Annotated in this window: 20 protein-coding genes; 13 read left to right on the forward strand and 7 right to left on the reverse strand. The window is 52.1% G+C overall.

What is annotated here, in order from left to right:
• Both J1785_RS14830 and kup read left to right on the forward strand, forming a co-directional pair.
• On the forward strand, positions 1 to 348 hold a 348-nt coding region (locus J1785_RS14830), incomplete at its 5' end, for a hypothetical protein (RefSeq protein ID WP_217219686.1).
• Positions 349 to 516: 168 nt separating this feature from the next.
• A complete protein-coding gene (gene kup, locus J1785_RS14835) occupies positions 517 to 2,391 on the forward strand; it encodes a low affinity potassium transporter Kup (RefSeq protein ID WP_129953628.1) in 1,875 nt (624 codons plus the stop codon).
• Between the two features lie 45 nt (positions 2,392 to 2,436).
• Here the strand turns inward: kup and J1785_RS14840 are convergent, their stop codons facing one another.
• On the reverse strand, positions 2,437 to 3,276 hold the full coding sequence (locus J1785_RS14840) for a hypothetical protein (protein ID WP_129953627.1): 840 nt from the start codon (positions 3,274 to 3,276) through the stop codon (positions 2,437 to 2,439).
• A gap of 378 nt (positions 3,277 to 3,654) precedes the next feature.
• Between J1785_RS14840 and J1785_RS14845 the strand changes: the two genes are divergently transcribed.
• Positions 3,655 to 4,542 (forward strand): serine hydrolase domain-containing protein, encoded by an 888-nt coding sequence (locus J1785_RS14845; RefSeq protein ID WP_217219688.1) that lies wholly within the window; start codon positions 3,655 to 3,657, stop codon positions 4,540 to 4,542.
• Positions 4,543 to 4,556: 14 nt separating this feature from the next.
• Here the strand turns inward: J1785_RS14845 and J1785_RS14850 are convergent, their stop codons facing one another.
• Positions 4,557 to 4,748 (reverse strand): VOC family protein, encoded by a 192-nt coding sequence (locus J1785_RS14850; RefSeq protein WP_238483229.1) that lies wholly within the window; start codon positions 4,746 to 4,748, stop codon positions 4,557 to 4,559.
• Positions 4,749 to 4,794: 46 nt separating this feature from the next.
• On the opposite strand from J1785_RS14850, the gene J1785_RS14855 reads away from it, so the two are divergent.
• The 3 genes from J1785_RS14855 (at position 4,795) to J1785_RS14865 (ending at position 7,982) form a co-directional block, all read left to right on the forward strand.
• A complete protein-coding gene (locus J1785_RS14855) occupies positions 4,795 to 5,793 on the forward strand; it encodes an ROK family protein (protein WP_217219690.1) in 999 nt (332 codons plus the stop codon).
• A gap of 87 nt (positions 5,794 to 5,880) precedes the next feature.
• Positions 5,881 to 7,053: an MFS transporter gene (locus J1785_RS14860; protein WP_129953623.1), complete on the forward strand. Its 1,173-nt coding sequence runs from the start codon at positions 5,881 to 5,883 to the stop codon at positions 7,051 to 7,053.
• 116 nt (positions 7,054 to 7,169) lie between these two features.
• Positions 7,170 to 7,982, forward strand: coding sequence for a Cof-type HAD-IIB family hydrolase (locus J1785_RS14865; protein ID WP_129953622.1), 813 nt, complete (start codon positions 7,170 to 7,172; stop codon positions 7,980 to 7,982).
• Positions 7,983 to 8,044: 62 nt separating this feature from the next.
• Here J1785_RS14865 and J1785_RS14870 read toward each other — a convergent pair whose 3' ends face one another.
• The 3 genes from J1785_RS14870 to mntR form a co-directional block, all read right to left on the reverse strand.
• Positions 8,045 to 8,584, reverse strand: a complete 540-nt coding sequence (locus J1785_RS14870) for a glycine zipper family protein (RefSeq protein WP_217219692.1) — start codon at positions 8,582 to 8,584, stop codon at positions 8,045 to 8,047.
• Positions 8,585 to 8,598: 14 nt separating this feature from the next.
• A complete protein-coding gene (locus J1785_RS14875; protein WP_217219694.1) occupies positions 8,599 to 8,931 on the reverse strand; it encodes a hypothetical protein in 333 nt (110 codons plus the stop codon).
• Between the two features lie 259 nt (positions 8,932 to 9,190).
• On the reverse strand, positions 9,191 to 9,634 hold the full coding sequence (mntR, locus tag J1785_RS14880; protein ID WP_129953751.1) for a manganese-binding transcriptional regulator MntR: 444 nt from the start codon (positions 9,632 to 9,634) through the stop codon (positions 9,191 to 9,193).
• Between the two features lie 187 nt (positions 9,635 to 9,821).
• Between mntR and J1785_RS14885 the strand changes: the two genes are divergently transcribed.
• The 5 genes from J1785_RS14885 to J1785_RS14905 are packed head-to-tail and all read left to right on the forward strand — an operon-like array spanning position 9,822 to position 13,886.
• Positions 9,822 to 10,763 carry a metal ABC transporter substrate-binding protein gene (locus J1785_RS14885; RefSeq protein WP_217219696.1) on the forward strand — a complete coding sequence of 314 codons (942 nt, stop codon included), beginning with the start codon at positions 9,822 to 9,824 and terminating at the stop codon, positions 10,761 to 10,763.
• The gene (locus tag J1785_RS14890; RefSeq protein WP_129953619.1) at positions 10,760 to 11,539 is read left to right on the forward strand and encodes an ATP-binding cassette domain-containing protein; all 780 of its coding nucleotides are present in this window, start codon (positions 10,760 to 10,762) and stop codon (positions 11,537 to 11,539) included. Before J1785_RS14885 ends, J1785_RS14890 begins: the two co-directional genes overlap by 4 nt.
• Positions 11,536 to 12,390 (forward strand): metal ABC transporter permease, encoded by an 855-nt coding sequence (locus tag J1785_RS14895; RefSeq protein ID WP_129953618.1) that lies wholly within the window; start codon positions 11,536 to 11,538, stop codon positions 12,388 to 12,390. Before J1785_RS14890 ends, J1785_RS14895 begins: the two co-directional genes overlap by 4 nt.
• Positions 12,387 to 13,241, forward strand: coding sequence for a metal ABC transporter permease (locus tag J1785_RS14900; protein WP_217219698.1), 855 nt, complete (start codon positions 12,387 to 12,389; stop codon positions 13,239 to 13,241). Before J1785_RS14895 ends, J1785_RS14900 begins: the two co-directional genes overlap by 4 nt.
• 57 nt (positions 13,242 to 13,298) lie before the next feature.
• Positions 13,299 to 13,886 (forward strand): flavin reductase family protein, encoded by a 588-nt coding sequence (locus tag J1785_RS14905; RefSeq protein WP_129953616.1) that lies wholly within the window; start codon positions 13,299 to 13,301, stop codon positions 13,884 to 13,886.
• Positions 13,887 to 14,012: 126 nt separating this feature from the next.
• On the opposite strand, the gene J1785_RS14910 is transcribed toward J1785_RS14905, so the two are convergent.
• Positions 14,013 to 14,717, reverse strand: coding sequence for a GntR family transcriptional regulator (locus tag J1785_RS14910; RefSeq protein WP_129953615.1), 705 nt, complete (start codon positions 14,715 to 14,717; stop codon positions 14,013 to 14,015).
• Positions 14,718 to 15,024: 307 nt separating this feature from the next.
• Between J1785_RS14910 and J1785_RS14915 the strand changes: the two genes are divergently transcribed.
• Together J1785_RS14915 and J1785_RS14920 are read left to right on the forward strand one after the other, a co-directional pair.
• The gene (locus tag J1785_RS14915; protein ID WP_217219699.1) at positions 15,025 to 16,674 is read left to right on the forward strand and encodes an alpha-glucoside-specific PTS transporter subunit IIBC; all 1,650 of its coding nucleotides are present in this window, start codon (positions 15,025 to 15,027) and stop codon (positions 16,672 to 16,674) included.
• Complete coding sequence (locus J1785_RS14920; protein WP_129953749.1) at positions 16,674 to 17,996, forward strand: 6-phospho-alpha-glucosidase; 1,323 nt, start codon at positions 16,674 to 16,676, stop codon at positions 17,994 to 17,996. The genes J1785_RS14915 and J1785_RS14920 overlap by 1 nt, the downstream gene beginning before the upstream one ends.
• 199 nt (positions 17,997 to 18,195) lie before the next feature.
• Here the strand turns inward: J1785_RS14920 and mtr are convergent, their stop codons facing one another.
• Positions 18,196 to 19,440, reverse strand: coding sequence for a tryptophan permease (gene mtr, locus J1785_RS14925; protein ID WP_217219701.1), 1,245 nt, complete (start codon positions 19,438 to 19,440; stop codon positions 18,196 to 18,198).
• Positions 19,441 to 20,275 lie beyond the last annotated feature (835 nt).

Below are 20,275 nucleotides of genomic sequence, written 5' to 3' on the forward strand. Positions count from 1 at the left end.
CTGTTAATGATGCCTGGGTGTTGGGGGGGAATACACAGATATGCTGATTTTCATCTTATGTCTTATCTATCGCCCGGGAATTTGTGGAATTATGAATGCGCTTACCATATCGTAACAGCCAGAGAAATATTAGGGTTGCTCAGTTTCGGCTATGAAATGACCCGGCAATCCAACACCATTATTCTCAAATGTATGAGACGGGATCTTGCTTCGAACGCTGATCTGCGCGCTTACGCATCCCTTATGAAAAAAGAAGCCGTTCTGGGGACCTCATCAATTAATAAGTTATTAACTGAACCTGTGAAAGGTTTATACCGAGATATTATCCAAAACCCCGCACGCAGATAGAGTCCTGGTAGTCTGTAGACATGTAGGCCATGTTTGTAAGTGAATACCTGATATATAAGACAATAATGAATGTAACCGTTTCATATTGGGCCTGAGATCCTCCCGCGAAGCAGCTATACTCTTTTGGTGGGACGACCAACGTCGTCCCCGGAAATTGTGAAGCCACTCATGAAGCAAACAAAAAATAAATCATCGCTGCTGACTGTAACAGTGGCTTGTATCGGTGTCGTGTATGGCGATATTGGTACCAGCCCGTTGTATACCCTACGTGAATGCCTGACCGGACAGGCGGGCATTACCATGACACAAAGCTCTCTCTTCGGTTTTTTGTCCTTAATTTTCTGGCTGCTGATGCTGGTGGTTTCCGTCAAATACATCAGTTTTGTGATGCGCGCCGACAATGGCGGTGAGGGCGGGATCCTGACCCTGATGGCACTGGCGATCCGCAATCTCAATCCGCGTTGGATCCCCTTCATTATGTTTATCGGGCTGGTTGGCGGCAGCTTTTTCTATGGTGATGGTGTTATCACGCCCGCCATCTCGGTGCTTTCGGCTATTGAAGGGCTGGAAATTATTGAGCCGTCATTAGACCGCTTTATCATTCCATTTTCCATTGCCGTCCTGACGCTGCTGTTTTTTATTCAGAAAAATGGTACCGGCAGCGTAGGGAAAATTTTCGCTCCGGTGATGGTTATATGGTTTCTCACCCTCGGGGCGCTGGGTATCAGCGGGATCGTGCATAATCCGCAAGTATTGCAGGCGCTCAATCCTTACTGGGCGATGCATTTCTTTGTGGAATTTAAAACAGTCTCTTTTTTCGCGCTCGGTATGGTGGTGCTTTCAGTTACCGGCGGCGAAGCGCTTTATGCAGATATGGGGCATTTTGGTAAGAAACCCATCCGCATCGCCTGGTTTATACTGGTCGGGCCCTCGCTGGTGATGAATTATTTCGGGCAGGGTGCGTTATTACTCAGCGAGCCTGAGACCATTAAGAATCCGTTTTTCCTGCTGGCACCTGACTGGGCGCTCGTTCCGCTATTAGTGCTGGCCACGCTGGCGACCGTTATTGCCTCACAGGCGGTGATTTCGGGGGTGTTCTCCCTGACGCGTCAGGCTGTGCGCATGGGCTATTTGCCTCCTATGCGCATTATTTACACCTCGGATGTGGAGTCCGGTCAGATCTACATTCCGGTTGTCAACTGGCTGCTGTATTTCGCCGTACTGATTGCGATCGTCAGCTTCCGGCATTCCAGCAACCTCGCCTCGGCGTATGGCATTGTAGTCACCGGTACGATGGTGATCACGTCTGTGTTGATCGGCATTGTGATGATCAAAAATTGGGGATGGAAACGTTGGGCAGGTGGCCTGGTGATTATGGCGATGCTGCTGATTGATGTGCCGTTGTTTGCTGCCAACCTGAGCAAACTTTTCTCGGGGGGCTGGCTGCCGGTAACAATTGGTGTGGCTATTCTGGTGATTATGCTGACCTGGAAAACGGAACGTTCGCGGTTGTTGCGCCGCCTGCGTCAGGATCCGGAAGCGCTGGAGGCGCTGATTACCTCACTTGAAAAATCGCCGCCACAACGGGTGCCGGGAACGGCTGTAGTCATGTCGCGCGGGCAATATGAAGTGCCGCTGGTGTTGCTGCACAACCTCAAACACAACAAGATTCTGCATGAGCGCGTGGTGCTGCTGACCATCGTAACGGAAGATGTACCCTATGTGCATAACGTCCAGCGGGTCATTATCGAGCAACTTTCACCGGCATTCTGGCGGGTTATTGCCCGTTATGGCTGGAGGGAGAAGCCGAATGTGACAGATATCCTTTATCGCTGCGGACTGGAAGGGCTTAAAAGCAACATGAATGAAACCTCATTTTTCATGTCGCGTGACACGTTTATTCTTGGTGAACCGCGTCCGTGGTACCTGAAGGCGCGCGGAAAACTGTTCCAGGTATTGCAGCGAAACTCACTACGCGCGCCGGAACATTATCATATTCCGCCAAACCGGGTGATTGAACTGGGTGCGGTAGTGAAATTCTGAGGAAAGTCACCACCGGTGCATCAGGCACCGGCAGTAGAAACCGGGTTAAGCTTGAGGAGTAGAAGTAAGATCAGTGATGACAGGCGTTGCAGAACCTTGCGTTGCTTGTGATGTCTGCGACTGAGTGGTCGGTGTCAGTTCGGTAACTTGCGGCGTTTGGGTTTGCTGAGTTGTCACCGGCGCGGCAGGCGTTGCCGCTTGCGTTTGCTGAGTTGTCACCGGCGCGGCAGGCGTTGCCGCTTGCGTTTGCTGAGTTGTCACCGGCGCGGCAGGCGTTGCCGCTTGCGTTTGCTGAGTTGTCACCGGCGCGGCAGGCGTTGCCGCTTGCGTTTGCTGAGTTGTTACCGGTGCAGCAGGTGTTGCGGCTTGCGTTTGCTGAGGGGTTACCGGCGCAGCAGGCGTTGCGGCTTGCGTCTGTTCTGCTGTGACAGGATCTTCAATTTGTTTCGGCATGCTCGGAACGGGTTCTGCCGGAATCGATTCTGATTTAGGCTTAGGAACCGGTGTTGAGGCACGGACGAGGAAGGTAGGTTTAAGGTTTGCAACAGAATAGGTCACGTGGCTTATCGCATCCCGGGATGTTGCAACGTCGACAGGCGAAATGGTCACGCGGCCAATCAGTGAACGCGCATAACCGCCAACTTTATGTTTACCCTCAGGAAGTTGTACTTCCATGCTCTCACCAATTCCAAGAGCACCGGCATCTTTACCATCAATGGTCACATACAGTTTGGTACCATCATCGGTTTTCGTCGGGATGTGCGTTACGGTCACCCGTGTGGAGCCAAAATCGAAAGCCGGTGCCTGATCGGCGGTTTTCGATTTTGCACATCCTGTCAGGGTTAAAACAGCTGCCACGGCAACCAGGGTGAAACGATAACTCATAATGCGACGTCTTCCTTTAAGGGATTTTTGTGATCTGCGTATCAATATACCCGATCTGCGGTCAGAGATGAATGCGCATGCCGGGAACTCAGAGGAGTCCGTTATCCGTTTTACTGACGAAATCACTGATCATCTCCGCCCAACGCGGTTAACTTCGCCCGCCCTCATCATAACCGGTATGCTGAATTTTGCCCCGCCAGACAGTAAAAACCATTGGAAAAGACCTTACAGAGGTCACCTGAAGGAGAACTTTCGGTTGAAGCGCTTCGTTGAATTGGGTATTTTCATGTAAATCAAGAGCATAAAATAACAGTTACGCCGAAGGCATTAATTTTCACCGGGTGCCTGCCTGCTTTCTTTCTTGTGATGAGGTTAGTCATGCATAAATTCCATTCTTATTGTATTTCAGCCTCGGGGGAAGAAAGGGGGGAAGGAAATTTTGACGCCCGCTTCCCTTACTGGAGTTTCACCAAAACCGCGATAGCGATTTGCGCACTGAAGCTTTGCGAACGCGGTATCTTGCAACCTGACAGCCCTGTCGACGGTGCAGCGTATACGCTGCGGCAACTGCTTAACCACACAGCCGGATTGCCGGATTACGGCACGCTGAAAGCCTATCACGACGCCGTCGCCGCCGGTGAGCAACCCTGGGATCGTCAAACATTGCTCAGTGCCGCCCTGGCTCAGGGTATGCTGTTTGCACCCGGCGAAGGCTGGTCCTATTCCAATGTAGGTTACATGCTGGTACGTGAGCAGATTGAAGCCGCGTCTGGCCTGGATCTTGCGCAACTTGTCGCAGAGATTATCTCAACACCACTCGGGCTTAACAGCATTTCTCTTGTCACCACACGCGAACAATTTGCCCAACTACACTGTGAGGCTGCCGGAAAGTACCATCCGGGCTGGGTGTATCATGGCTGTCTGGCAGGGAATGTGCGGGACGCCGCCCGATTATTGCACGACTTATTCACCGGAAAACTCCTCAGCGCCGCATGGCTTGCCGAAATGCGGGTGACATATCCGCTCGGGGGCGCTCTTGAGGGCCGGCCGTGGACGGCATGCGGCTACGCGCTCGGATTGATGAAGGGCGCTATGGGAAAGGCCGGGCGCTCAGCCGGTCACTCCGGCGGCGGCCCGTCGTGTGTCAATGCGGTCTATCATTTCCCCGATCTCAGCGAACCGGTGAGCGGCGCCTGCTTTACTGACGGACATGACGAAGGGGAAGCCGAGACAGAACTCGTCAGACTTGTGCAAAACGTCAGATAAAGTGGGGAGGGTATTCAGACCAGGGGTTCATGACAGTAAATACACAGTTTATTGCCATCGGCATCGCGGAAATACGCGCCATAATAATCCGCATGGTAATGCGGGCGTAAACCCGGTGCCCCTTCGTCCGTTGCGCCATAGGCAATCGCGTATGCATAGATCCGGTCTACAGCCTGACGTGACGTTGCCAGTAAGGCCGCCTCCACTTTGTGCTAAATTACCCCTCATTCTTACCCGTATCCCCGAGGCAATATGTTTACTCCGCTCAACCGTACTACCCGTGAAATGAAGATCAATAATGTGGTGATGGTCACTAATGCATTGAAATCACTGGGCTCGGCGACAAAAGCGGATTTGGCGGTTGCCACCGGACTGAGTATTGCGACATGTGGCGCGGTGCTTAATGAACTGAGTCTGCGTCATGAAGTCATGGCGCTGGAAATGGATGTTTCACGTGGCGGGCGTCCGGCGCAGCGCTATGCATATAACCCGGATTTCTTTTCCGTACTGAGCCTGTACGCGCAGGGCAGTGATGCGGCGGCGCAGATTATCTGGTCGGTAAATTCAGCCACAGGTGAAAGCCTGGCTCAGGGCGAGGTACGCTTTTTGCCGCTGACGCTGGCAAGGTTTTATCAGCAGATCGAATCCCTGCTGGCAGATTACCCGAATATCAAAGCGTTGGGCGTAGGATTGCCGGGTGTAGTGGTGAAAGGCACCGTTGCAACCTGTGATATCACTGCGTTTGCTGGCGTTGCCATTGAGCAACAGTTGCGTGAGCGGCTTGGTCTGTACGTGCAGGTCGATAATGACATGAACTACACCGCCTGGGGATTTTACCGCAGCAGTTGTGCGGGCGTTACCGCGCCGGTGGCCTACGTTTTTAAACCGGATGTCCCGTGTCTCGGATGTGGAATGGTGATTAATGGCCAGGTGTTGCAGGGCGCGAGCCAGTTTGCCGGTGAGGTCTCCAATCTGCCGTTTGAACACATGAACACGCTGCCGGTCGCGGAGGAAATGGCCAAAGTGATTGTGTCACTGACGGCAATTATCAACCCGGCTACCATTGCGCTATCCGGCCCTAAAATCAGCACCGCGCTGATGCCGCAGCTGGCTGAACTTTGCCGGCAGTATATTCCTGTTCAACATATGCCTGAGCTGATTTACCGGCCTTCCATGCGTCAGGATTATCTGCGAGGCATCACTGAACTGACCTTGCATAATTATAATTTGCACGTCGCTTTCGGCGAGTGATCCGCATTGACTTTGTTTTGCAGGCATCTCTATACTGAGTAGTTATTAAAAGACTTTTAATAACTAATTTCTTGCCGGGAGAATCTGATGTCACTGTCATCTGAAATAGAAAGTCTGAACTCGCATGCCGGAAGCCCTGCCCGACGCATCGCTACGCGGGCGATTTTTTTTGTTACCGGTATGGCGATGGGGTTGTGGGCAGCGCTGGTGCCTTATGCGCAACTGCGTACGCATTCCGAAGCGGGTGATCTCGGCTTACTGCTGCTGTGCCTGGGCGCCGGATCACTGTTGTCGATGCTCGGTTCCGGGCGGATTATTGGCCGGTTCGGCTGCCGTGCGGTCATTGTAGCCGCTGTGGTGTTGTATTGCCTGATGTTACCGGTGCTGGCGGTTTTTAGTGATATCTGGCTGCTGGCGCTGAGCCTGTTTATTTTCGGTATGGGTATTGGCCTGGCGGATGTCGCGGTCAATGTGCAGGGAACGCTGGTCGAACAGGCCGCGGATAAACCGCTGATGTCCGGCTTTCACTGCCTGTGGAGCGTCGGCGGGATCGCCGGAGCCGGTGGCGGCGCGTTATTGCTCAGTGCGGGCATCACGCCGCTCGGCAGCACGTTTTTTGCCGTGGCGCTGGTTGTCATCGTGACCGCCTGGTCTTTTCGCGGCATGTTACCGTTTGGCGCGCATGAGGAAGAAGGGGCTGAGGGCAAACCCAAAGCGAGGCCGAATTTTCGTCTCGTGCTGATGGCCGTGATGGCGATGATTTGCTTTATGGCCGAAGGCGCGGTGCTCGACTGGGGCGGCGTGTTTCTGACCCGTGAACGCGGGCTGGCGCTGGAACACGCGGGCTGGGGTTTTGCGGTGTTTGCTGTCGCGATGTCGCTGATGCGCCTGACCGGCGATGTGATTGTCAGCGCATTGGGGCGTAAACGCATACTGGTGGCAGGTGGTATTCTGGGGATCGCAGGTTACCTGATGGTGGTACTGTTACCGGGCTGGATCCTGCCATTATGCGGTTTTGCGCTGGTCGGTATCGGGGCGGCAAATATCGTTCCGGTGCTGATTACGCTCGCCGGTCAGGAGAAAGTGATGCCGGTAAATATGTCTGTGGCGATGGTCGCGACGCTCGGGTATCTCGGCGTGCTGGGCGGGCCGGCGCTGATTGGTTTTATCGCGCATTTATCCAGTCTGTATGTGGCATTTTCAGCCGTGGCGGCTGCGTTCCTTATCATTACGTTCGGCGCATACAAACTGAAATATTGATTATTTTTTAAGACTGAAGATTTAGAACTGAGTGGCAAATTTGCCAGCTGGCGCCTGAACCCCGCCAGCCATCTTTTACTTTGACTGATAAACATCCGACCCTGTAAGGAACTGCAATGCCCGTAAAACTTATTGCCGTAGATATGGATGGCACCTTTCTGAACCCGCAACACGAATATAATAAAACCCGTTTTCGCGAGCAATATCAGCAACTGCTGGCACGCGAAATCAAGTTTGTGGTAGCCAGCGGCAATCAGTATTACCAGCTGAAATCTTTCTTTGATGATATCGATGAACAGATTGCCTACGTGGCGGAAGGCGGGGGGTATGTCGTCGACAAAAAAGAAGAAATTTACTGCGGCAAACTCGAACCTGAACAGGTCGCTGACGTTTTACACTGGATCAGCCGGACACCCGGCATTAACACTATCGTCTGTGGCAGAAATGGCGCGTATGTGCTGAACGGCACCGACGAAGCCTTTATCCGCCGGATGCGTCGTTACTATCACCGTCTGAGCAATGTGAGCGATTATGCCGAAATCAGCGACACAATTTTCAAATTCGCGCTGAGCTATAGGGAGGATGACGTTTATCCGCTGATGGGCGAAATTACCCGCCATCTGGGCAATATTGTTGCACCGGTTACCAGCGGACACGGCTCGGTGGATCTTATCATCAGCGGGAATCACAAAGCCTGCGGCCTGCAAAAAATCCAGAGAATCTATGGCATCCGCGATGAGGAAGTGCTGGCTTTCGGCGACAGCGGTAATGATCTCGAAATGCTCAGCTATTGCGGATTTGGTTTTGCAATGGAAAACGCCTCTGCACCGGCCAAAGCGGCCGCAAAATACACGGCACCATCAAACAGCGAAGAAGGTGTGCTGAAAGTTATCGATGATGTACTTAATGGCCGTGCGCCGTTTGCCTGAACGGCTGGAAAGGGAACAAAAGGCTGCCATGCAGCGGGCAGCCTTTCTGATTAGGCAAAAACTTAAGGTACATAATCCGGCGGAACGTCGTTGTTGCCTGTCTGTGCCGGATAGTAGTCCGGTGGCACCTCTGGCTGCGTGTGAGATTGCAAACCATAATCATAGCGGGCATCGACCGGCACTTTATTGCCTTTGGCGTACATACATTGGGTGTACACCGTATTGTACTGGTCCTGCAAATTGCCACTGCTGACGCCTGCGCCGTTACTGCCCATGGCACTGCCGAGCAGTAAACCGCTGCCTGCGCCAACCAGCGCGCCCGCTCCGGCCTGATGAGACGCTGCGCCTAACAGAGCCCCTGCCGCCGCACCCACAACGGTGCCCGCTGCGGCAGTATTGACCGCGTTATTATTAGCCGTTTGCGCGCCGCCGTTAACACTGCTGTAGGCGTCACTCCGGCAGGCCATTTCATCCATACGGAACTGTTGATAATCTTTGCCGGTACCGGGTAACACCATCACACCGGGCCGGGTGGGAGAAGATACGCAGCCTGAAAGCGCTGCAGCCAGGGTAATAACCGCCAGCGGAGTGAACCTGTTCATGAAATTATTACCTGTTAACGCGGTGCGGAATCACCTACAACGACCTTCATCCAGCCGCGCGGGCAGCGCTGCACGTGCGGATAGTAGCCCGCAGGATTCTGGCAGTAATAGGCATAGTCAGGGGTTTTCTCAACATACGTCTGCGGTTGTGCAGGCGTGACGTAGACCACCGGCGGCGGCCCGTAATACACCGGAGGGGGCGGTCCCCAGGGGATACCGACAATAATACGCGGGCCTCCATACCCACCGTGATAATACCCATGCCCGTAGTAGCCGTAGGCAAACGATGCGAAACTGGCAGACATCAGGGTGCTGGCAGTCAACATCAGCAATAAGAGCCTTTTCATAAAAACCTCGAAGCGCAATGACCGGATGCAGGGAGGGGCATAAATGCCATCACTCCTGAGGATAAAGGTACGCTGAGCTGAGGGAAAAGGTTGGCGGGAGATCAGGGGGATTCTGACAAGGTAACGCCAGCAATTGTGTACAAAAAATTCCTATGGAAAGATTGCTTTACGATTAAACCAGGAGGCGCGGGAATACGGGGGAAAACCACCAGATCCGGTCAAAAAACAAACCTGGCGGCGGATAGGATGTACGGTGAGATCAGATTTTTTTTCCGGCAGTAAAACGTCTGAACGCTTCAAGCGTTTCATCGCTGACGTGATGCTCAACGCCTTCTGCATCGAGGCGGGCGGTTTCGTGGCTGATTCCAAGTGCGATAAAAAATGCCTCTACGACGTTATGACGCTCACGGTTTTCTGCTGCCAGTCGCTCACCTTCAGGCGTCAGGAAGGTACCGCGATAGGGCAACTGATGGACCAGTCCGGCATTGGCCAGTCGTTTGAGCGTTTTTGCAACGGTGGGCTGTGAAACCCCCAGACGCGCGGCCAAATCGACCTGACGTGCTTCGCCAAATTCACGAATTAAGTCTGAAATCAGCTCAACGTAATCGTCCATTAATTCCCGGCGATGCGCCTCGCGCACCTGTAAAAAACCCTGAGCGTGTTCTTCCACATCCAGTAATGGATTTATTTTTTTTTCTTTCACTACGCCTGCCTCTTTCTTGCTCAACGGTTTTTACCGCCGCCGCGGACATCACGACAACTCCGGCATTGTAAACCAAGTGCACACATCTACCAATTTCTGAAAACTTTGCCTTGGCTATGGAGTATAGCCTGTGCTATACCTGAATAATAAACCGGCGATTAATGCGCAGAGCGACAGGGGAAATTTCATGGAAAAAGGACAACGCATCTTAAAATTATTCAGCTATTCACCGTTTCGTTTGCGGCTCATGCTGGTTGGTATGATTGTGGCGCTGATTAGCGGGAATGTGCAGGCGGCCGGAAAAGATAAAAAGAAGTTTACCGTCGTTACCACCTTCACGGTGATTCAGGATATTGCACAGAATGTTGCCGGTGATGCCGCCACGGTAGAATCAATCACCAAACCTGGTGCGGAAATCCATGACTATCAGCCAACGCCACGCGACATTGTGAAAACACAGTCTGCGGATCTGATTCTGTGGAACGGCTTTAATCTCGAACGCTGGTTCGGTCGTTTCTTCGCGAATATCAAAAATGTACCTTCGGTGACTGTCACGGACGGTATCGCACCGCTGCCTATTCAGGAAGGGCCGTATGTCGGAAATCCAAACCCTCATGCCTGGATGTCCGCGAAAAATGCACTGATTTATATCGAAAATATCCGCGCAGCGCTGGTGAAATATGACCCGGATAACGCCGCCGTTTATAACCGCAATGCCAAAAATTACGCCGAAAAAATCAGCCTGCTCGATTCACCGCTGCGCGAACGTCTGGCGAAAATCCCGGCCGGTCAGCGCTGGCTGGTGACCAGTGAAGGCGCGTTCAGTTATCTGGCAAAAGATTATGGATTGAACGAGGCTTATCTGTGGCCGATTAACGCCGATGAGCAGGGTACGCCGCAGCAGGTGAAAAAAATCATCGATCTGGTGCGTCAGCAAAATATTCCGGTGCTCTTCAGTGAAAGTACCATCTCGGACAAACCGGCCCGGCAGGTCAGCAAAGAAACGGGAGCCAAATATGGCGGCGTGTTGTATGTCGATTCCCTGTCTGCCGCTGGGGGCCCGGTGCCGACCTACATTGATTTGCTGAAAGTCACGGCAGGCACCATCGCAAAAGGGTTCGGACAATGACTGACGACGCGCTGCATCTCCATGTTGATGATATTTCGGTGACCTACAATAACGGGCATACCGCGATTGAAAATGCCTCGTTCACGCTGCGCGGCGGATCTGTTTGTGCGCTGCTGGGCGTGAATGGTAGCGGTAAATCCACGCTGTTTAAAACCATCATGGGGATTATCCGCCCCACGCACGGACGGGTGACGCTTGATGGTCTCAGTGTGGCTACAGCGCTGAAACAAAACCTGATCGCGTATGTGCCGCAGTCCGAAGACGTGGACTGGAATTTTCCGGTGCTGGTGCGGGATGTGGTGATGATGGGACGCTATGGCAAAATGTCATTTTTGCGTATTCCTTCACAGGAAGATAAAAAACAGGCCGCTTCCGCACTGGCGCGTGTCGGGCTGACGGAACTTGCGCATCGCCAGATTGGCGAACTTTCCGGCGGCCAGAAAAAACGCGTTTTTCTGGCGCGTGCACTGGCGCAACAGGGGCGGGTGATGTTGCTTGATGAGCCGTTTACCGGCGTGGATATCAAAACTGAAAACGCCATCATCGAATTACTGCGACAACTGCGTGAGGAAGGGCATCTGATCCTGGTGTCGACGCATAATATCGCCAGCGTGCCGGATTTCTGCGACCGTGTGGTACTCATTAACCGCACGGTAATGGCTTCCGGTCCTCTGGAAACCACCTTTACTCATCAGAATCTCGAAAATACCTTTGGCGGCGCATTGCGCAATATTGGCTATTTAGTGCCACAGGAACCGGTGAGGCGGGTGGTATGACCGAACTGCTGCTTGAGCCGTTTCAGTATAACTACATGGTAAAAGCTATCTGGGTGAGTGCAGGTGTCGGCGCGGTATGTGCATTTTTATCGGCATATCTGATGCTCAAAGGTTGGTCGCTGATGGGCGATGCACTATCACATTCGGTGGTACCCGGTGTCGCGGGTGCTTATGCGCTGGGCTTTCCCTATGCCATCGGCGCGTTCGGCACCGGCATTCTGGCCGCGCTTTCCATGACTCTGCTGCGCCATTTCACCAAACTGCGGGAAGACGCTATCATCGGTTTCGTGTTCTCCACGTTTTTTGCCCTCGGCCTGTTACTGGTCTCGCTTAACCCGACAGCCGTCAACGTGCAGTCGATTCTGTTCGGCAATATCTTAGGGATTGATGACACCGATATTTTGCAGGTACAGATTATTGTTGGCGTTTCGCTGCTGGTGCTGTGTGTTATCTGGCGCGACTTGCTGGCGGTGTTTTTCGATGAGGCGCATGCTGTTTCTATCGGCCTTTCACCGCTGTGGCTGAAAGTGATTTTCTTCACCCTATTCAGTGCGTGCAGCGTGGCAGCGTTGCAAACCGTCGGTGCGATTTTAGTGATCGCCATGGTGATCACGCCAGGCGCAACGGCCTATCTGCTGTCGGATCGTTTCTCACATCTGCTGATTATTTCTGTATTTATCGGTGCGGTGACCAGTGCCGCCGGGGCATGGCTGAGTTATTTCCTCGATGGTGCCACCGGCGGGGTAATTGTCTGCCTGCAAACGACTGTTTTTTTGCTGGCGTTCTTGTTTGCGCCGAAACACGGCTGGCTGATTAACCATTTTCGTATTAAAAACCGGAGCCGCGCATGATGTCCTGGTTTGATGTGTTGACGGAACCGCTGAGCTTTGATTTTATGCAACGTGCGCTGCTGACGGCTGCGGCCACCAGTATCGTCTGCGCGATATTTTCCTGTTTTCTGGTGCTCAAAGGTTGGTCTCTGATGGGGGATGCCATTTCTCATGCAGTGCTTCCCGGTGTGGTGCTGGCGTATCTTGCAGGAATTCCGTTGGTGTTCGGCGCATTCGGTTCCGGTCTGTTTTGCGCCGTAGCGACGGGTTTTATTAAAGAACATTGTCGGGTAAAAGAAGATTCAGTCATGGGGATTGTCTTTTCCGGCATGTTTGCTGCCGGTCTGGTGCTGTTCTCACGGGTGAATACTGAACAGCATCTCAGCCATATTTTGTTCGGCAATGTGCTGGGTGTAACCGACAGTGAAATGCTGCAAACCCTGATCATCGCCGCTGTCGTCACGCTGGCGATTATTCTCAAATTTAAAGATCTGATGCTGTTTTGCTTTGATCCCGTTCAGGCGAAAGTCATCGGGTTACCGGTGCGTGTTTATCATTACGCGCTGTTGTGTATGCTGGCACTGACCATCGTTGCGGCGTTGCAGGCCGTCGGCGTCGTGCTGGTGGTGGCGATGCTGATCACCCCAGGTATTACGGCGTTTATGCTGTGTAAGACGTTATCAAAAATGCTGATGGTTTCTGTGACAGCGTCACTTATGGCAGCGATCTCAGGCACCTTTATCAGTTTCTATATTGATGCAGCGACCGGCCCGACGATCGTGCTGGCGCAGGCGATGATTTTTCTGCTGGCGCTGTCGGTGAATTTATTGCATAAATCGATAAAACCGCGTCAGGGCGCACCGAATGCATAGTCGCGTTCCGGCAGGTTTGCCATGCTGCACGCCACATTCCTTTTTTGAGAGATTCTGATGACACCTCAATTTGCCCCTGTCGAACTGGAAAAAGCTTACCGCCTGATCAACCACGGCGCGACCGCGCTGGTTTCTGCCCATCATGAGGGTGTGGATAACGTCATGTCTGCCTCCTGGGTATGCGGGCTGGATTTCAAACCGGCGAAACTGATGGTGGTGATCGACAAAATTGCGCGCACACGCGAGCTTATCGAAGAAAGCGGCTATTTTGTGATTCAGGTACCGACCGTCGCGCAGTTGCAGATGACTTACGATCTGGGTAATCGCACATTGAGAACTGATCCGGATAAACTGCAACATTGCGGTACCCGGTTATTCCGCATGGAAGATCACGGCGATTTACCGTTTGTCGCGGGGTGCACCGCGTGGCTGGCCTGCCGGGTAATCCCTGAACCGCACAACCAGCAGGCACATGATTTATTCATCGGCGAGATTGTCGGTGCATGGGCCGATACCCGGGTCTTCAAAGACGGCCACTGGCATTTCGAAGATGCCGGGTCTTCCCTGCGCAGCCTGCATTACATTGCCGGTGGTCAGTTCTACGCCACCGGTGAACCGCTGAACGCGAAGACTGATTTGAAGTAAAAGTTAAAAAGTTAAGGATGGGCACGGCGAAGCCGGAGATTTCGAACTGAACGGGCCGGAAGGTATTTTTGGTTCTGAGCCGAAAAATGTGCCGATGTTTTATGCCAGCCGTGCCCGTTCTGAGCGCTATTTATTACGCTGCAAATGGTAATCCACATGGTATTCGTTGGCGTTTCTGATCATCACAGAGTAGTTGATGTAATCACCGGTGTCGCTGTAGGACAGCGATGTCAGGCGCAGCAACGGCGTGCCTTCGGCGACGTGTAATAAGGTGGCGACAGTGCTGTCCGCAAGAACCGGGCTGAAGCTTTCGTAATTCCCCGCGATACAGATATGGCATTCATCTTCAATATACGAAAATTTTGAGCCTTCCAGATGTGCCACTGAAAGATTGCTAAATAACCGGCCTGGCATGTAGCTGTCTTCGAGTACCAGCGGTTTTCCCCCGACCGAGCGCAGGCGGCGTGAATAATAAATACGTTCGTCAGTTTTCATCCGCAGCTGGCTGGCGATGGCTGGTGGCGCGCCCATGATCTTAAACTCCAATACCTCACTCACCGTCGGACGACCCAGTTGTTTCATCAGCTCTGAGAAACCCATCAGCCCACGGGTTTCATGCTGGACATCTTTCTGTGCAACGAAGGTTCCGCTGCCATGACAGCGACGTACCAGTTTCCATTCGATCAGCAAATCCACCGCTTTTCGCAGTGTCATTCGCGAGACACCCAATTCGGCGGCCAGCTTTTTTTCACTGGGTAATGCGTCGCCGATATTAAAATCGACAGAATTGATGCGAATTCTCAGACGTTCAGCGAGCATTTTGTAGATCACTGGCAGACCTCTTTATCGATGAGTGAATCCTTATAACTGCGTCCGTAAAACCGGTTACTGCCCTGTAAATTCTCGGTTTCTTATGCCCCGGACTCAGATTGTCCTTGCCCCGTCATTTGGCGTGTCTGGAAATTGCCTCAAAAGTAGACCACTTGATCGGCAGAAAAAGCATGAATGCGATCACGAAATGATTAATCACTCTGCGAAGTTATTTTTCATTATTCCTACTCTCTGATCAGAAAATAAAAACATGTCTGAAAGTGTTCCAATAATAAACTCTGATCCGGAAGTAATATAAGGAATATATATGCTCAGTCAAATTCAACGTTTTGGCGGTGCGATGTTTACACCTGTCCTATTGTTTCCATTCGCAGGAATGGTCGTGGGTATCGCGATTATGCTTCAGAATCCGATGTTCGTCGGCGAAAAGCTCACCGCACCGGATAATCTCTTTGCACAAATTATTCATATTATTGAAGAAGGAGGATGGACAGTATTCCGCAACATGCCGCTGATCTTCGCAGCCGGTCTGCCTATCGGGCTGGCGAAACATGCACAAGGCCGCGCCTGCCTGGCGGCACTGGTCAGTTTTATGACCTGGAATTATTTAATTAATGCTATGGGATTAACCTGGGGAAATTATTTCGGTGTTAATTTTAATCTTGAGCCCGGGGGGCAAAGTGGTCTGGCGATGATTGCCGGAATTAAAACCCTTGATACCAGTATTATTGGGGCGATAGTTATTTCCGGGATTGTCACTTCGCTGCACAATCATTTTTTTGATAAACAACTTCCTGTCTTTCTCGGTATTTTTCAGGGCAGTTCATTCGTGGTCATTGTCGGCTTTCTGCTAATGATACCCTGCGCATGGCTGACCCTGCTGGTATGGCCAAAAGTGCAGACAGGTATTCTCTCGATGCAACATTTTATGCTGGTGTCCGGTTCGCTCGGCGTATGGGTCTATACCTTCCTTGAACGTATTCTGATCCCGACCGGCTTGCATCACTTCGTCTACGGTCCGTTTGTTTTCGGTCCGGCAGCGGTCGAGGGTGGGATCCAGGTTTACTGGGCAGAGCATCTGCAGGCATTCAGCCAGAGCACTGAGCCGCTGAAAACGTTATTCCCGCAAGGCGGTTTTGCGCTGCATGGTAACTCTAAAGTTTTTGGCTCGGTGGGTATTGCGATGGCGATCTATGCCACAGCCGCGCCGGAAAATCGCGTCAAGGTCGCGGGGCTATTGATCCCGGCGGCGCTGACCGCAGTGCTGGTCGGTATTACCGAGCCACTGGAATTCACCTTTCTGTTTATCTCACCGCTGCTGTTTGCCGTTCACGCGCTCCTTGCCGCCACCGTTGCCACGCTGATGTTCATGGCGGGCGTTGTCGGCAATATGGGCGGTGGTCTGCTGGATCAGTTCCTGCCGCAAAACTGGATCCCGATGTATCACAATCATGCCTCGATGATGTTCACCCAGATCGGTATCGGTCTGGTGTTCACCGGTGTCTGGTTCCTGGTGTTCCGCACGCTGATCCTGCGTTTAAACCTGAAAACGCCGGGACGTGAAGACAGCGAAATCAAGCTCTACAGCAAAGCCGATTATCAGGCAAAGAAAAATCCGGCAGGCGAGCCGCCGGTGCCGTCTTCCCTACAAGGCCAGGCTGCGGGTTATCTGCAGGCCCTCGGCGGCAACAGCAACATTCTTGACCTCAACAATTGCGCGACACGGTTGCGTATCACTCTCGAAGATATGGCGCTGACGCAAAGTGATGACATCTTCAAAGCCCTCGGTGCACACGGTGTAGTGCGGCGCGGCAACGCCATTCAGATCATCGTGGGTCTGCACGTTCCGCAGGTGCGGGACCAGATAGAAACGCTGATGAGCCAGGAGGCTCTCGCAAAATCATCCTTATCCGGGGCGCGTTCCCCGACAGAAACATCCATTACGGAGGCAGTATGATGAAGAAATTTTCAGTGGTTGTGGCAGGCGGTGGAAGCACATTTACGCCGGGTATTGTGTTGATGTTATTGCAGCATCAGGAACGCTTCCCGCTGCGGGCCATCAAGTTTTATGACAACGACGGCGCACGTCAGGAGACTATCGCCGAAGCGTGCAAAGTGATCCTCAGGGAGCAGGCGCCGGAGATAGAATTCAGCTATACCACTGACCCGAAAACGGCATTTACCGATGTGGATTTCGTCATGGCACATATCCGGGTCGGTAAATATCCGATGCGTGAAAAGGACGAAAAAATCCCCCTTCGCCATGGTGTTGTGGGGCAGGAAACCTGCGGGCCGGGCGGGATTGCCTATGGTATGCGCTCTATCGGCGGTGTGCTGGAAATCGTCGATTATATGGAGAAATACTCGCCGGACGCGTGGATGCTCAATTATTCGAATCCCGCGGCCATCGTGGCGGAAGCGACGCGCAGATTACGTCCGCACGCTAAGATCCTTAACATTTGCGATATGCCAATCGGCATTGAAGGGCGCATGGCACAGATTGCAGGGCTTAAATCCCGCAAAGAGATGCGTGTACGTTATTACGGTCTGAATCACTTCGGCTGGTGGACATTGGTTGAAGACGCACATGGCAACGATCTGATGCCTAAAATCCGCGAACATGTGGCAAAATACGGCTATGTGCCCTCTGCCGATGAACCGGGCGTAGAAGCCAGCTGGAATGATACTTTTGCCAAAGCCAAAGATGTCTGGGCGCTGGATCCTTCCACTTTCCCGAATACGTACCTGAAATATTACCTGTTCCCTGATTACGTGGTAGCACATTCCAATCCTGAACACACCCGTGCTAATGAGGTGATGGAGCATCGTGAAAAACATGTGTTCAGCTCTTGTGCCGCCATTACCAAAGCGGGGGAGTCCTCCGCTGGTGAACTTGAAATTGACGAACATGCTTCTTACATCGTTGATCTGGCGACGGCCATCGCCTTCAATACGCAGGAAAGAATGTTGCTGATTGTGCCGAATCAGGGAGCTATCAACAATATTGACCCGGAAGCGATGGTGGAAATTCCGTGCCTGGTCGGCAGCAACGGTCCGGAACCGCTGACGGTCGGTAAAATCCCGTTGTTCCAGCAGGGTCTGATGAGCCAGCAGGTGGCTGTCGAAAAACTGGTGGTTGAAGCGTGGGTTGAAAAATCCTACCTGAAACTGTGGCAGGCGATCACGCTGTCGAAAACCGTGCCAAGTGCGTCCGTAGCCAAAGCCATTCTCGATGATCTGATCGCAGCCAATAAAGACTACTGGCCTGACCTGAAATAGCAGAAGGATTGCTTTAGTGAATGGCGCCACCTTCGGGGAGCGCCATTTTTATTTGCAATTCGCAGTCAAAATGCCGTCAGCACACCCGTATTCAGCCTGACAGACGTTATTTGTCACCACCATTTCACTGCGGAATCCTGATTACTTTAGCGGTTAGCGTGCTATTCAGGGGCCGGTAAGTCCGCAAATTCAGACCGCCTTAACGATACACTGGCAGCATATTTACACTCGATAATATATGCACCACCGCATTTATCATGCCGAACAGCAGCACGAGCACAATCATTTTATTGCCGCCCCACACGCGGTAGAGCGGGCTGCCGAAACGCTGCCGTGATGCCCGCGCCATCAGGGCCGGAACAATCACTGCCCAGACTGTGGCGGCGAGACCGGCAAAACCAATCGCGTAAATGAAACCATCCGGGTAGATCACGCCGCCAATGACCGGCGGCACAAAGGTGACCAGCGCGGTTTTAAAACGGCCGGTACGGCTGTCGTCGAATTTGAAAAGGTCAGCCAGATAGTCAAATAATCCCAGTGTAACGCCCAGGAATGAACAGGCTACGGCGAAGTTGGAAAAAATCGTCAGCAGCAAATCCAGCCCTGCGCTGTTGAGGATCTGACTCAGCGATTGCACCAGTACATCAATGTTGCCACCACGTTCGGCTATATCAATAAATGCCGGGCGCGGAATGTTACCCATCGTGCCCAGCATCCAGATGACATATAACCCAAGCGCCATCAGCGTGCCCAGCAACAGGCATTTTTTGATGATATGCGGGTTTTTACCGTAATACTTCATCAGACTCGGTACGTTGCCGTGATAGCCAAACGAGGCCAGGCAAAACGGCAGCGTCGCCAGCACATACGGCGCGTAACTTGGGTTCAGCTCAACGCTGTTTAGCAAATTTACCGGTTTGATGTGCCACAGCAGGCTGCCAAATGTCAGGAAGAAAGCAATGATTTTGGCACCCAGCACAATGGCGGTCATGCGGCTCACCGCACGGGTGCTGATCCAGACAATGAAGGCAACCGCCAGCGCGGTCAGCAGTCCGCCAAGACGGGGCGAAAAGCTCACTGACATCTCCCGCAACGTATGCTGAATCACTGAGCCGCTGGCAGAAATATACGCGTAAGTCAGAATATACAGCACGAAAGCGATAGTGATGCCATTCAGCCGGTTCCAGTTTTTCCCCAGCAAATCGCCGGTGACAGTATGAAAACTCGAACCTGTCGGATAGTTAAGATTCGCTTCGAGGATCATCAGGCCGGAGTGCAGCATACAGAACCAGGTAACAATCAGTGCAGCCACTGACCAGAAAAACCAGGCCCCGGACATCACCACCGGCAAAGAAAACATCCCTGCACCGATGATAGTTCCACCGATAATCATTGCGCCGCCCCATACAGAATGTTGCGGGGTGGTCACGGAAAGCGTCGCCATAGTGCGTATCCTCGCGTGGCTTTTATCACGATTCGTCAAATGAATTGCTGTAAAAGATGTGGTATGAAAAGTGACCGGATATCGCGCATTTGTGCTGCGATTAAGGCCCTGAGCGCAGCAATATAGTGGATTTACAGGGAGAAGTACACTGTTGAACTAGTTTGCTGATACAAGGTGGATGATATGGCGGTCAGCATGCCGGGGAGGGCGGTAGATGTTTACACGAGATTATTTAAATTCGACTTTTTGGTTGCATGCCTCATCAAAATCTTTGGTATAGGTCACAGATTGCATTATGTTTTCTTATATGGCACGTCTTAAAAAACCTGTTCGTAAATACAGGGTTGACAGACGATTTTTAGCGAGTAAATTAGAACTCAGCACCAGAGAGAAATGGAATGAAAATTTTATTTCGCGGTGCATTTAGCAAGTTGATAAACTTGCCAGAAACGAGATGCGATAAAGGCCACGAAGTATTTTAGTTTGGGTGATTCAATACCGGATTTAATTAAAATCCGTGAGATGATGCTTTAAGGCCACGCAGTACAGCTGTACGATCGCATGATGTGGAAGAAAACGCGATGATGTAACGCCTTGTTAGTCAGAGTAATGTTCGCGATTTGGGTACGTTAAGTCTGAAATCGAGAATGTCGCGACGAAAGTAAGGTCACGCATCAAAGAGTATATATCGCGAGGGTGATGTACTCATTTATCCCGACTGAAAACCGGTATGGATGAAATGAACAGGATATCGATGTTATTCCACAAAATTATAGGAGGATAGCGTTACCTGGCTTCAAAATATATCCTGTGAAAATATGTGCATCTTTAGAAG

Source organism: Rahnella perminowiae, assembly GCF_019049755.1.
GTDB lineage: Bacteria > Pseudomonadota > Gammaproteobacteria > Enterobacterales > Enterobacteriaceae > Rahnella > Rahnella perminowiae.